This window comes from Elioraea sp., assembly GCF_022842375.1.
In the GTDB taxonomy this organism is placed as follows: domain Bacteria; phylum Pseudomonadota; class Alphaproteobacteria; order Acetobacterales; family Acetobacteraceae; genus Elioraea_A.
Genome location: NZ_JALHPR010000009.1, coordinates 43864 through 57712 on the forward strand (window position 1 = coordinate 43864; position 13849 = coordinate 57712).

11 protein-coding genes are annotated in these 13849 nt (G+C 68.6%); 9 read left to right on the forward strand and 2 right to left on the reverse strand.

Translation table 11 applies throughout. From position 1 onward, the window contains the following. Positions 1–7 precede the first annotated feature (7 nt). From Q0C38_RS10030 to Q0C38_RS10070, 9 genes are all read left to right on the forward strand, one after another. The gene (locus Q0C38_RS10030) at positions 8–868 is read left to right on the forward strand and encodes a CoA ester lyase (RefSeq protein WP_291296946.1); all 861 of its coding nucleotides are present in this window, start codon (positions 8–10) and stop codon (positions 866–868) included. A 30-nt stretch (positions 869–898) separates the two neighbouring features. Then, positions 899–2125, forward strand: a complete 1227-nt coding sequence (locus Q0C38_RS10035) for a CaiB/BaiF CoA-transferase family protein (protein ID WP_291296947.1) — start codon at positions 899–901, stop codon at positions 2123–2125. Between the two features lie 14 nt (positions 2126–2139). Then, a complete protein-coding gene (locus Q0C38_RS10040; protein ID WP_291296948.1) occupies positions 2140–2853 on the forward strand; it encodes an isochorismatase family protein in 714 nt (237 codons plus the stop codon). Between the two features lie 40 nt (positions 2854–2893). After that, on the forward strand, positions 2894–3832 hold the full coding sequence (locus tag Q0C38_RS10045) for a polysaccharide deacetylase family protein (RefSeq protein ID WP_291296949.1): 939 nt from the start codon (positions 2894–2896) through the stop codon (positions 3830–3832). 10 nt (positions 3833–3842) lie between these two features. Continuing rightward, positions 3843–4661 carry a hypothetical protein gene (locus tag Q0C38_RS10050; protein ID WP_291296950.1) on the forward strand — a complete coding sequence of 273 codons (819 nt, stop codon included), beginning with the start codon at positions 3843–3845 and terminating at the stop codon, positions 4659–4661. Further along, positions 4658–6010: an amidase gene (locus Q0C38_RS10055; protein ID WP_291296951.1), complete on the forward strand. Its 1353-nt coding sequence runs from the start codon at positions 4658–4660 to the stop codon at positions 6008–6010. Before Q0C38_RS10050 ends, Q0C38_RS10055 begins: the two co-directional genes overlap by 4 nt. 120 nt (positions 6011–6130) lie before the next feature. Then, positions 6131–8851, forward strand: a complete 2721-nt coding sequence (locus Q0C38_RS10060) for an ornithine decarboxylase (protein WP_291296952.1) — start codon at positions 6131–6133, stop codon at positions 8849–8851. A 22-nt stretch (positions 8852–8873) separates the two neighbouring features. After that, a complete protein-coding gene (locus Q0C38_RS10065; protein ID WP_291296953.1) occupies positions 8874–10571 on the forward strand; it encodes an aspartate:alanine exchanger family transporter in 1698 nt (565 codons plus the stop codon). Positions 10572–10584: 13 nt separating this feature from the next. Beyond that, positions 10585–12279: a TrkA C-terminal domain-containing protein gene (locus Q0C38_RS10070; protein ID WP_291296954.1), complete on the forward strand. Its 1695-nt coding sequence runs from the start codon at positions 10585–10587 to the stop codon at positions 12277–12279. A 6-nt stretch (positions 12280–12285) separates the two neighbouring features. Here Q0C38_RS10070 and Q0C38_RS10075 read toward each other — a convergent pair whose 3' ends face one another. Continuing rightward, on the reverse strand, positions 12286–12942 hold the full coding sequence (locus Q0C38_RS10075; RefSeq protein WP_291296955.1) for a MarC family protein: 657 nt from the start codon (positions 12940–12942) through the stop codon (positions 12286–12288). A gap of 110 nt (positions 12943–13052) precedes the next feature. Then, complete coding sequence (locus Q0C38_RS10080) at positions 13053–13823, reverse strand: HugZ family protein (protein WP_291296956.1); 771 nt, start codon at positions 13821–13823, stop codon at positions 13053–13055. Between the last annotated feature and the right edge of the window lie 26 nt (positions 13824–13849).

Here is a 13849-nt window from a genome sequence, read left to right on the forward strand (position 1 = left end):
AACCCCGATGCTTCCCCCGATCAGGAGCCTTCTGTTCGCCCCGGCAAACGAACCGCGCAAGGTGGCGAAGCTTGCCGGCACGGGGGCCGATGCCGTCGTGCTCGACCTCGAGGATGCGGTGGCGAAGGAGCACAAGGTCGCCGCGCGTGCGATGGCGCGCGATGCGCTCGCCACCATCACCGGCCCCGTGCGCTGCATCCGCGTGAACGCGTGGGACACGGGGTTGACGCCGGGCGACGTCGCCGCAATCGCTTCGCCCGACCTCGACGTCATCGTGCTGCCGAAAGTGGAAAGCCCGCGCGACCTCGCCCGCCTCGATGCAGTGATCGCTGCCGCCATGCCGGGTGTGGCCGGCCCGTGCGTGCTGGCGCTGATCGAGACCTGCGCCGGCATCCTGGCCGCTGCCGAGATCGCGCGCGCCTCGCCGCGGCTCGCGGGCCTCGTGTTCGGTGCCGGTGACCTCGGCAAGGACCTGGCCTTGCCGACGCTGCGCGGTGACATCTCGGGCGCGCTTGCCTGGGGCCGCGCCAAGCTGGTGTACGATGCGCGCGCCGCCGGCCTGCCGGGCCCGATCGACGGTCCGTGCCTGATGGTGCGTGATCAGGTGGCGATGGAGGCCGAGGCGCGTGCGGCCGCGGCACTCGGGCATCGCGGCAAGGTGTGCATCCATCCTGACCAGGTGGCCGTCGCCAACCGCGTGTTCTCGCCCGATCCGGGCGAGGTTGCCTTCGCCCGCCGCGTCATCGCCGCCTTCGCCGCGGCAGAGGGGGCGGGCAGTGCGTCGATCACGGTGGACGGCGTGTTCGTCGACTATCCGATCGTCGAGAAGGCAGAGGCGATCGTCCGGCTTGCGGAACGGGCCGGCTGACAAGAACCAATACGGGAGGATACGGGACGGATGGACGCGAGCGGAACGACCAGTGATGCGTCGACGCTGCCGATGGCAGGCGTGCGCGTGCTCGACTGCGCCACCTTCATCGCCGGCCCCACCTGCGCCACGATGCTCGGCGAGTTCGGCGCCGACGTGATCAAGGTCGAGCTGCCCGGCATCGGCTGCCCCTTGCGCAAGTTCGGCACGATGACGCCGTCGGGCGACAGCCTGCTGTGGCTCTCGGAAGGGCGGAACAAGCGCAGCCTCACGCTCGACCTCCGCAAGCCCGAGGGTGTCGCGGTGATGAAGGACCTCGTCGCGAAATCCGACGTGGTGGTCGAGAACTTCCAGCCGGGCACGCTCGAGCGCTGGGGGGTCGGCTACGACGCGCTGGCCGCGGTGAACCCGAAGCTGGTGATGGTGCGCATCTCGGCCTACGGGCAGACGGGCCCGTATCGCGACCGCCCCGGCTTCGGGCGCATCGCCAATGCGTTCGGCGGCATCTCGTTCCTCGCCGGCTACCCCGACCGCCCGCCCGTGACGCCGGGGAGTGCGACGCTGCCCGACTACATGTCGGGCCTCTACGGTGCGCTTGGCGCGATGCTCGCACTCCGCGTGGCGGAGAAAACCGGCAAGGGCCAGGTGGTCGATATCGGCCTCTACGAATCGATCTTCCGCATCCTCGACGAGCTCGCCCCGGCCTACGCGATGAAGGGCTATGTGCGGCAGCGCATGGGCCCCGGCACCGTGAACGTGGTGCCGCACAGCCACTATCCGACGAAGGACGGGCGCTGGCTCGCCATCGCCTGCACCAACGACAAGATCTTCGAGCGCCTCGCCGTGCTCATGGGACGGCCGGAGGTTGCCGGCGAGGGCAAGTGGGGGACCACCGCCCGCCGCGAGGCGGAGCGGGCGGAGGTCGATGCCTTCGTGACGGAATGGACGATGCGGCATGACCGCGACGCGCTGCTCACGATGTGCGAGCAGGGCCAGGTGCCATGCGGCCCCCTCTACGCGATCGACGAGATTTTCGAGGACCCGCACTATGCCGCGCGCGGCAACATCGCCACCCGCGAGCATCCGACGGCAGGCACGCTGCGCATCCCCGAGGTGGTGCCGCGCTTGACGGAAACGCCTGGCCGCATCGGCTCCCTCGGCCCCGCGCTCGGCGAACACACGGATGCGATCCTGCGCGACCTGCTCGGCCGCAGCGCCGAGGAGATCGCGGCGCTGCACGCGGCGAAGGTTGTCTAGCAAGGAAGGCCAGAATGACGACGAGCTGGGACGATTATCTGACGGAGGAGGACCGCGCCGTCCTCGCGCGCGGCAAATGGGCGATGAAGTCGGGCCTCGGCAAGCGGCCGGCGCTGCTGCTGATCGACTGCCAGTACTACATGACCGGCATCCGCGGCGCGCCGGACAACGCGGAGAAATATCCGCTCGCCTGCCCGACGGGCTTCGCCGCGACCGACCACATGATGAAGCTTCTCGCCGCCTCGCGCGAGGCCGCCATCCCGGTGATCTTCACCCGTTTCGCGGTCGATCCGGTGGTCGATGACGTCGGCATGTTCCACCGCAAGATCGGTGCGGGCATCGGGCGTGGCGAGAACCTCTATTTCACCGGCACGCATGGCTGCGAGATCGTCGATGACCTGAAGCCCTTGCCGGGCGAGATCGTTCTCGACAAGAAGAAGAAATCGGCCTTCTTCGGCACGCCGCTGCTCTCGCTGCTGATCGACCGGGGGGTGGATACCTGCATCGTCGTCGGCGGCTCGACGTCGAACTGCGTGCGCGCGACGGTGGTCGACTGCGAGCAGTACAATTTCTTCTGCGCCGTGCCTGAGGAGGCGGTGTACGACCGGGTGCAGATCACGCACCGGATCAACCTCTTCGACATGAACCGCAGCTACGCCGACGTGATGCCGGTGGCCGACGTGCTCGCCTATCTCAAGGGGATCGGCGACGCCAAGAAGGCCGCCTGAGAAAAGGGGGCTGACACATGATGGACCAGGGAGGACAGCGATGACCTATCAACCGATGCGCGACATCGACACGCCAGGGCCGAAGCGCGACTTCATCGGCCATGGCCGCCACGCCCCGCGCGTGCGCTGGCCAGGTGACGCGCGCGTGGCGATCTCGATCGTGCTGAACTACGAGGAAGGCTCGGAGTACTCGCACCCGGCCGGCGACAAGCGGAACGATGGCTTGCAGGAAGTCATCTACACGATGGACCCGCAGTATCGCGACCTCGCGGTCGAAAGCGTGTTCGAGTACGGCAGCCGTGCCGGCGTGTGGCGGCTCGAGCGGTTGCTCTCCGAATACCGCCTGCCGATCACCTTCTACGCCTGCGCCGTGGCACTCGAGCGCAACCCCGAGGTGGCGGCCTGGCTGCGCGAGGCGAACCACGAGCCCTGCTGCCATGGCTGGCGGTGGGAAGAGGTGTGGCGCCTCTCGCGGACCGAGGAGATGGACCATATCCGCATGGCCATCGAATCCATGAAGCAGACCACGGGCATGCGGCCCGAGGGCTGGTACTGCCGGTATGGACCCTCGGTGAACACGCGCGAGCTGCTCGTCGAGGAAGGCGGCTTCGTCTACGACAGCGACGCCTACAACGACGATCTTCCCTACTATGTCGACGTGAAGGGCAAGCAGCAGCTGATCGTGCCCTACTCGTTCACCTACAATGACGGGAAGTTCGGCCTTCTGCCCGGCTACGGCTCGCCATCGGATTTCGTCGATACGCTGAAGCGCGGCTTCGACGAGCTCTACGCCGAGGGGGCGACGCACCCGAAGATGATGTCGATCGGCCTTCACCCGCGGCTGATCGGGCAGGCGACGCGCATCAACGCGCTGCGCGAGTTCATCGAGTACGCGCTGGGCAAGGAGAAGGTGTGGTTCACGCGGCGTATCGACATCGCCAAGTGGTGGCACGCCAACCACGCGAGCTGGACGAAGTAACGTACGCGGAATGAACTTCTCCCCCGCGCCGCTGCCAGAGATATCGGAACAGGGCGCGGGGGAGGGGATCGCGCCGCTCTACGCCGCGATCCGCGCGGGGCTCGCCGCCCGCACCGTGCCGCTGCTCTACCGTGTCATGGCGCCGGAGCCTGGCTGCCTCGCCTGGGCGTGGGGCATCATCGGCCCGCTCGCTGCCTCCGGCGTTCTCGCCACGGTCGGGGCGGCGGCCTCCCGTGCCTTGCCACCGATCACCGCTGCAATGCCGCGCGCGGCCTGCCGGCTCGCGGGCCTCGACGATGCGGGGGCGGATCGGGCGGCCGCGATCGTCGCCGCATTCAACCACGCCAACCCGATGAACCTCGCCGCACGCGCCGTCCTCGCGCGCGTGCTCGCTGCCGGCACGATGCCGCGCGCGGGTGAGGTGCTGCCTGCAGGGGCGCCGCCGCCGCTGCCCGTGATGGCGGCCGCAGCCCTCACCGACGATGTGCAGGCGGTCATGCAGCATCTTGCCTCGCGCGGCGGGCGCCACCCGGTTCCGGCGATGCCGACGCTCTGGAGCGCGCTCGCCGCCCACCCGGCCTCGCTTGCGATCGCCGCAGCATCGCTCACGGCTGATTTCGCGAACGGCACGATCGACAGCGATGCGATGCGCGTGGCCGAGGCAGCGTCAGCCGTTCTCGACACACTGCCAATGGTCGCGGCCCCAGGCGTACCGACCGCGATCGCCGATCACCTCGGCCGCGTGCTGCCCTTCTTCGCCGCGACCGTTCCGGTGATGATCGTGATCGGCGCACGCCTCTCCTCGCTCTTCATGAAGGACCCTGCATGAGCGTTCCCACCGCCACCCTCGCGCGTGTCGATGCGCTGCTCGATCGCCAGGGCCGCATCGACGGCCAGTTCCGCAGCATCGTGACGCCGACGCCGATGCTCGCCCGCCCGGCTGCCGAGGCTGCCGATGCCGCCGCCGCGGATGGCCTCACCCTCGGCCTGCTCCACGGCATGGCGATTGCGGTGAAGGACAACATCGACACTGCCGGCATCCGCACCGCCTGCGGCTCGGCGCTGTTCGCCGATCGCATCGCGGTGGAGGACGCCCCCGTCGTCACGCGGCTGAAGGGGGCGGGGGCTGCCATCGTCGGCAAGGCGGCGATGATGGAACTCGCCTTCGGCATACGCTCGCTTGACGCGGTGGGTGGGCAGGTGCGCAACCCGTGGAACCCGGCCCATGTTCCTGGCGGCTCCTCGGGCGGTTCCGCTGCCGCTGTCGCGGCCGGGCTCTGCGATGCCGCGCTCGGCACCGACACGGGCGGGTCGATCCGCGTGCCGGCCGCGTTCTGCGGCGTCTCGGGCCTCCGCCCCACCTTCGGGCGCGTGCCGAACCGGGGCTGCCTGCCGGTGAGCGAGAGCTTCGACACGATCGGCCCGATCGCGCGCCACGTGGCCGATCTCGCCCGCATCCTCGCCGTTCTCGCCGGCCCCGACGCGGCCGATCCATCGAGCCGCGCGATGCCGACCGATCTTGGCTGGCTCGGCCGCGAGAAGGATGTGCGGGGCCTGCGCATCGGCGTGCTCGGCGGCTTCTATGCCGATGATGTCGATGCCGATGTGGCACGCGCCGTCGCCGCCGTGGGCGAGGGGCTTGCCGCACTCGGCGCCGAACTCGTTCCTGTCACGCTGCCCGACGCAGCGGCCGCGCAGGAGGCAGCGACGACGATCATCTACGCCGATGCCTGCGCGCTGCATGCCGAGGCGCTTGATACGAAGCGGCAACTGATCTCGCCCGCGGTGTATGACAGGATGATCAAGGGCCGCACTCTCTCCGCACCGGCCTACGCCGCCGCACTGCGCTTCCGCGAGCGCTGGCAGCGCGACCTCCGCGCCCTGTTCGCCACGGTCGATGCGATCATGCTGCCGGCGAGCCCGGAGACGGCACCACCGATCGAGGCGGCGAGCGGCGATCTGCATGTCTCGACGCGCAACGCGACGCGCTTCACCTATGGCGGCGGGCTGGCCGGCATCCCGGGCCTCGCGCTGCCGTGCGGGTTCGCCGCGAACGGGCTGCCGATCGGCGTGCTGTTCGAAGCCGCCTGGGGCAACGAGGCCGTGCTGCTGCGCACCGGCGAGGCCTGGCAGGCGAGTACGGCGTGGCACAAGGCAATTGCGCCACGCAGGGTCTGAAGCGGTCAGCAGGTTCAAGACTTGATGTGAATCAACGTCCCTCGTGCCGGTTGCGCGCATGGTCCGATTCAAGCATCGGCCAGACAAACCGCCGATCAGACAATGCACGAGGGAATACACATGCCGGACACGCACGTCACGACACAGCGGATCGACCAGTTCTTTTCCATGCCGTCGGCGCGGAACGATCGCTGGCGTGAAGTCAATGCGATGGCAAAGTCATGGGCGACGGGGGAGGGCAGCCGCGCCGCCGTCGAGGCGGCACTCGCCGCGGGTGCCGCGATCGAGGAGTTCCATGCCTTCCCGGGTGTTCGTCTGCTGGGCATGCTGCAGGACAGGATCGCGCGTGACGACGCGACGGGAACCGTCGCCCTCGTCCGACGCATCTCGGCCGCCATCGCCTCGCACAGCTACCGCGACGACGTCGGCGAGTGGGAGACAGCCGACGATGCCGCGAACCCGACGCATGAGCTGCTGCCGTCGCTGTCAGGGCTCGGACGCAGGCGCCCCTATTTCGAGGTCCTTTCCGTCTCCCCGCTCGCCCCGGCGCGCTGGCCCCAGCTGATCGCCGAGACGCGCGCGCTGCGGCGGGCCGAGGACCCGTTCGTCTCCGAGACGGTGCCCGTGGGCAGCCTCGAGGACGCCGTCTGCGCGGTGATCCTCAATCCCGAGATCGCGGCGGTCTCGATCTACGAGGGCTTCGCGCTGCGCTCGCGCCATGATGCGCCGATCCTGCGCAGCGTCATCGCGAGCCAGCTCGACCCCAAGGAGCGTGACGACGCCGACCTCGCACTCAGGCTCGCCGCGATCCTCAAGCGCATCCGCCCCGAGCTCGACATCTACCTGCTGTCGGATCGCCGCGTCGAGGCGCTTGCGGGCGATCCGCGCTCGGTCAATCTGCGCCGCGTCATGTACCAGGTCGAGGAGCCGCTGGAGCTTCACCTCTCGATCCTCGAGGGCATCGAGGCGCGCTACGAGACGCCGTTCTTCGACAACCTCAAGAAATACGCGCAGCGGCCGATCGCGACCTTCCATGCGCTGCCGATCGCGCGCGGCAAGTCCGTGTTCAAGTCGGGCTGGATCCGCGACATGGGCGATTTCTACGGGCTCAACCTGTTCCTCGCCGAGAGCAGCGCGACGACGGGCGGGCTCGACAGCCTTCTCGAGCCGACGGGCAACATCAAGAAGGCGCAGGAGCTCGCCGCGCGCGCCTTCGGCGCCGAGCACGTGTTCTTCGTCACCAACGGCACCAGCACCTCGAACAAGATGGTGCACCAGGCCCTCACCGGCCCCGGCGACATCGTCATCCTCGACCGCAACTGCCACAAGTCGCACCATTACGGCCTCGTTCTGAACGGCGGACAGCCGCTCTATGTCGAGGCCTTCCCGCTCACGCAGTTCTCGATGTACGGCGCGGTGCCGCTTGCCACGATCAAGAAGGCGCTGCTCGACCTCAAGGCCGAGGGGCGGCTCGATCGCGTGCGGATGGTTGATCTCACCAATTGCACCTTCGATGGGCACATGTACAACACGCGGCGGGTCATGGAGGAATGTCTCGCCATCAAGCCCGACCTGATCTTCCTCTGGGACGAGGCGTGGTCGGGCTTCGCGCGCTGGTCGCCCTTCCTGCGCCGGCGCACCGCGATGGGTGCGGCGGAGGCGATCGAGACATGGCTGCACGCGCCTGACGCGGTCGCACAGTACGAGGCGCAGCAGGACTCGCTCGGCCCGAACCCCTCGGCCGAGACGTTGCTCGCTACGCGGCTGATCCCGGATCCGCGGAAGGTGCGCTTGCGCGTCTACCAGACGAACTCGACGCACAAATCGATGTCGGCGATCCGCCAGGGCTCGATGGTGCTGGTCCGCGACGTCGACTTCCACACGGTCGAGGCGCAGTTCCACGAAGCGGTATTCACCCATGCCTCGACGAGCCCGAACCAGCAGCTGATCGCGAGCCTCGACGTCGCCCGCCGCCAGATGGAACTCGAGGGCTACGGCCTCGTGGTCAACGCGATCGAGATTGCCTTCGACATCCGCCGCGAGGTGAACGCACATCCCATCATCTCGCGCTATTTCCACATCGCCGGCGCCGACGAGATGATCCCGCCGGCGTTCCGCCAGAGCGGCTTCGCCGACTACCTCACGCCAGGCTCGAGCTGGGCCCTGGCGCTGAAGAGCTATGACGAAGACGAGTTCATCCTCGACCCGACGCGCATGACGCTCGTTTGCGGCACGGCGGGCTTCGACGGCACGCAGTTCAAGGGGCTGCTCGCCTCGCGCTACGACATCCAGGTGAACAAGACATCGCGCAACTCGGTGCTGCTGCAGTCCAACATCAACAACACGCGCAGCGACGTCGCCCACCTCATCCGCGTCCTGCTCGAGATCAGCAACGGCATCGAGAAGGACCTCGCCCATGGCGGCGACGAGGGCCGGCGCGTGTTCGCCGCGCGCGTGAAAAGCCTGATGGAGGACGTGCCCGACCTGCCGAACTTCAGCCACTTCCACGCGGTGTTCCGCCACGATGCAGGCGAAACGACGCCCGAAGGCGACATGCGCTCTGCCTTCTTCTCCGCCTATGACGCGGAGGCGTGCGAGTACGTGCCGCTGTTCGGCGCCGAGTGCGACCGCCGGCTCGCTGAGGGGCCGGAGATGGTCTCGGCCAACTTCGTCATCCCCTATCCGCCGGGCTTTCCCATCATGGTGCCGGGCCAGGTGATCACGCCCGAGACGATCACGTTCATGCGCAAGCTCGATGTGAAGGAGATCCACGGCTACGAGCGCAGCCGCGGGCTGAAGCTGCTGAAACCGGATGCCGTCGGCAGGCGCATGGGCCGCTGAGGCGGGAAGGGGAGCGACGACGATGCAGGCCTTCTTCCAGTTTCTCGCGGCAAACCCGTTCATCCTGCTGTTCCTCACCGTCGGGTTCGCGGTGTGGATCGGGCGACAGACGGTGGCGGGCTATGGGCTCGGCATGGTGGCGTCCGCCATCATCGTCGGCTGCGGGCTCGCGGTCGTCGCCTCCACGGTCGGGGTGACGCTCGCCCTCGACAACTTCACCAAGAGCCTCTTCTACTACCTGTTCATGTACGGCGTGGGGCTTCGCGTCGGGCCGTCCTTCGTCAACAGCCTCGGCGGTGATGGCCTCAAGTTCACGTTCCTCGCCGTCGTCTCCTGCGTGCTCGGCCTCGGCATCGTCGTGCTCGGCGCGCGCATCCTCGAGCTTCCGCCGGGTGCCGCCGGCGGCATGCTGGCCGGCTCGCAGACCATGTCGGCCGCGATCGGCTCGGCGGAACAGGCGGTGACGGCCGGCGTCGTGCGGCTTCCGGACGGAACGACGCCCGAGCAGGTGACCGCGATGATCGCGCTCTCCTACGGCATCACCTACATCTGGGGTACCGTCGGCATCATCCTGATCACGAAATATCTTCCCGCCTGGTGGGGCATCGATGCCCGCGCGGCGGCACGCGCCTACGAGAAGGAGCATGGCGTCGCCTCGGGCGATAGCCCCGCACTCTCCGGCTGGACGCCCGGCGCGCTCCGTGCCTACCGGCTCGAGAACACCGCCTGGGTGGGGCGGACGATGCGCGAGCTGCTGCGCGAGAACCCCGAGTACCGCTTCGCCAACCTCGTGCGCGACGGTGCCGCGCTCGGCACGAACGAGAACGAGGTGCTGCGCGCGGGTGACATCATCGCGCTCGGCGGCCGCCGCGACCTGATGACGGAGAAGATGGGGCTGATCGGCCCTGAGGTATCCGACCGCACCGCGCTCGATGTCCCGCTCGACCGTGCCGAGGTGCTCATCACCAACAAGGCGATGCTGAAGAAGACGCGCGCGGAGTGGCGCGCCCTTCCCGGTGCCGACCAGATCCAGGTCGTCAGCCTCGAACGTGGCGGCGTGCCGATCCCGATCGGGTCGAACACGACGCTGCAGCGGATGGATGTCGTGACCCTCGTCGGCCTGAAGCAGGCGGTGAGCCAGATGGGCGAGGCATTCGGCCGTGTCGTCCGCCCATCCGTCGCGACCGACCTGCTCACCCTCTCGGTCGGCATGATCCTGGGCTTCCTGATCGGCGCGATCAGCTTCCCCGCGTTCGGGGCCAGCATCGGCCTCGGCAATGCGGGGGGGCTGCTTGTGTCGGGCGTGATCGTCTCCTCGATCTCGTCGCGCCTGCGCTTCTTCGGCAACACGCCGACCGCGGCGCGCAACGTGCTCGAGGACCTTGGCCTCGTGGTGTTCGTCGCGATCGTCGGCATCAACGCGGGCAACTCGCTTCTGGCACAGCTCACCGGCATGCTCGCGCTCAAGATCTTCCTTGTCGGCTTCGTTGCGTGCTCGATCCCGCCCGTCATCGTCTGGGCGATTGGCTTGCATGTCTTCAAGATCAACCCCGCCGTTCTGATGGGTGGTGTGGCCGGCGCGCGGAGCCACTCGGGGCCGTGCCGCGAGGCGGCTGTCGAGATCCAGTCGAACGTTCCCTGGATCGGCTTTCCCGTCGGCTACGCCGTCTCGGGTGTTCTGTTGACCGTGTTCGGCTATTTCGCGATGCTGCTCTCATAGTAGTGAGGGCTGAATGCTCGGGTGGATCGAGAGTTTCCTCGTCAAGTATCCGGAACTCACGCTCTTCCTCGTGATCGGCATCGGCTACTGGATCGGCTCGTTCAAGCTTGGGCCGCTGAAGCTTGGGCCCGTCACAGGCTCGCTGTTCGCCGGCATCGCGGTTGGGCAGGTGGCGCATGTGCCGGTCTCGGGCATGGCGAAGTCGTTCCTGTTCCTGCTGTTCCTGTTCGGCATCGGCTACTCCGTCGGGCCGCAGTTCATGCAGGCGCTGAAGCGCGACGGGCTGAAGCCGGTGGCGCTCGCAGCGATCATGGCCGTGACGGGGCTGCTGACCGCGATCGCCGTGGCGAAGCTGCTTGGGCTCGATCCCGGCTTCGCCGCGGGCCTTCTCTCGGGCGCGTTGACGGAGAGCCCGGCCATGGGAACGGCGACGGAAGCGATCAACGCGCTGCCGCTGCCCGCGGAGGTGCGTGCGCGCTACGTCGCGCACATCGCCGTCGCCGATGCCGTCTGCTACCTGTTCGGCGCTGCCGGCATGATCACCTTCATGACCACGATCGCGCCGAGGCTGATCGGCGTCGACCTGGTCGCCTCGGCCCGCGCGCTCGAGGCGGAACTCGGCATCACCCGGATGGCACCTGGCACGCAATCTGCCTGGCGGCGCTTCGAAATGCGCGCCTATGCGGTGGGCGAAAGCGCGCGGGTCATCGGCATGACGGTGGCCGAGATCGAGGCGATGGCGGTGCCGCACCGCATCGTGCTGCACCGGATTCGCCGCGATGGCACGTATCGCGACCTTGCGCGCGACGACAGGCTCGCGGCGGGCGACGTGGTTGCGGTGTCGGGACGGCGCGAGGTGCTGGTCGAGTTGATCGGCCGCAACAATGAGGAGGTCGAGGACCGCGCGCTGCTCGACATCACCGTCGCGATGCTCGACGTCCTTGTCACGTCGCGCGACGTGGCCGGGCGCACCATCGCCGCGTTGGCTTCGGCCGAGATGTCACGCGGCATCTATCTCCGCGCGCTGCTGCGGGGTGGGGAGGAGATCCCGGTCGCTCCCGGAACGGAAGTGCTGCGCGGCGACGTGCTGCGGATCGTCGGCGATGTCGCCGCGACCGATCGTGCTGCGAAGCTGATCGGGCCCATCGTCCGGCCGACCGAGAATACGGATTTCGTCGTGCTCGGCATCGCCATCTTCCTCGGCGGGCTCGCCGGCGTGCTCATCGCAATCCCGGTCGGCGGGATGACGATCTCGCTCTCGACCAGCGTCGGCACGCTGCTCGCGGGCCTCGTGGTCGGGCACCTGCGGACGCGCCACCCGCTGTTCGGCCGCATCCCCGATGGCGCGATCGCGCTGATGACCGCGCTCGGCCTTGCAGCCTTCGTGGCCATGACGGGGTTGCATGCCGGGCCGATCTTCTTCGAGGCGGTGGCGGAGGCCGGCATCGGCCTGCTGGTCGGCGGCGCGGTGGTGACGATGATGCCGCTTCTCGTCGGCCTCTATGCGGGGTTCTACCTGCTGAAGCTGCATCCGCAGATCCTGTTCGGTGCGATGGCAGGCGCACAGACGATGACGGCAGCGATGGCGGCCGTGCAGGAACGCTCGGAGAGCAACGTCGCCGTGCTCGGCTACACGCCGGCCGTGCCGATCGGCCACATCCTGCTCACCTCGTGGGGGACCGTGATCGTCAACGTCATGGCGGGGTGAGGGAGCTCAGCTGGTGGCAATGACCTCCCGCGCGACCTCGACGATGCCGGTGACCATGATCTGCAGGCCGACGCAGAGCAGCAGGAACGACGACAGGGTCGTGACGATGCGCGCCCCCTCGTTGCCGGTGCGCTGCACGATCCTGTCGGCGTTGCGGTAACAGAGCAGGATCACGCCCGCGACCGCGACGGCAGCGAGAACGAAGCCGCCGACCGCGGAGGCGAGCAGGTAGCCAGTCCGTTCCGACCGTGCCGCGCCGAGCGCGATGGAGACCGCGATCGTCCCCGGCCCCGTGGTCAGCGGCATGGTCAGCGGGAAGAAGGCCATCTGCATGATGGGTGCCGTGTCCATCGCCTGCGGTGCTTCGTGCGCCGCGGGCTTGCGCTCGAGCAGCGACCAGCCGGCGGAGGCGACGACAAGGCCGCCGGCGATCCTCAGCACCGGCAGGGTGATGCCGAAGAAGGCAAGCACGAAGGTGCCGAAGAAATAGCTGCAGAGGATCACCGCGAGTGCATAGAGCGCGATGCGCCGCGACAGGCGGACACGCTCGGACGGTGCCGCCCAGACGGTCATTTCCCGGTACACGAAGACGAGGCCGACCGGGTTGATGATCGACAGCAATGCGACGAAGGCGAGGATGAAATCGTCGATGAAGCGTTCCATCGCCGGATCATCCACCGCCAGACAGGTCCACGGAAAGTGCCGCCGCCCGGATCACATGACCTGCGCCGGCATCGCGGCATCGTGACTGGTTGCGCCAGGCAGGACGGCGGCTATGCGCCAGGCCGTCGCCCCTCGCGCCCGGCGCGCGCGGCGAGGATCAGCGCGCGGCGCACGCCGTCTGCATCCGCGACGGGTGCGTCGAAGGCAAGCCGCAGCACTGTCTCGCCGGCGGCGATGTCGCAGCCATCGACATCGACGGCGATGAGCCGCCAGCCATCGCCGCTGCCGCCGAGCAGGCCGGTCGCGATCGCCTCGCAAGCTTCCGCGTGGTCGGCGTTCACGTGGGTGATGATCCCGGCCTCGGCGGCCGCGATCGCAGCGACTGCGTCGGCATCGGGCAGCAGCGTGGAGGCGGGCAGCCGATGCGCCATCGCGAAGCCGCCGACGTAGTGGCCCTCCTTCGGCTCGATCCGCCAGAGCGTGAAGTCCGGCAGGTCAGCGTAGAGCGTCGCGTAGGGGTGGCGGGCGAGCCAGCGTGCCTTCAGTGCCGGCACTTCCGTCTCCGGCACCAGGGCGGCGAGGCCGGTGACGGTGACGCGCGGGCGGGTCTGCGGGTTCGCCGTCGCCGCCTCGCCGGCCACCATCAGCGAACAGCGCGGCTCGTCCGCGAGATGTCGCGTGTGCGCCGAGAGGCGCGAGAGCCACAGCAGGAACGAGAGATCGCCGGTGACGGCGGGCGTCACCAGGCTCGCGAAGGGCTGGCCATCTGCGACGGTAGCCAGCACCGCATCCGGGGCGGCACGCAGCAAGCGCCGCGCTGCGAACGGCGCCTCAGCCCTGCCGCGCGCCAGCGCTGCCTTCATCTCGTCGTCCATCGCCATGCGCGTCTCCCGGCCTCTGTTCGGTC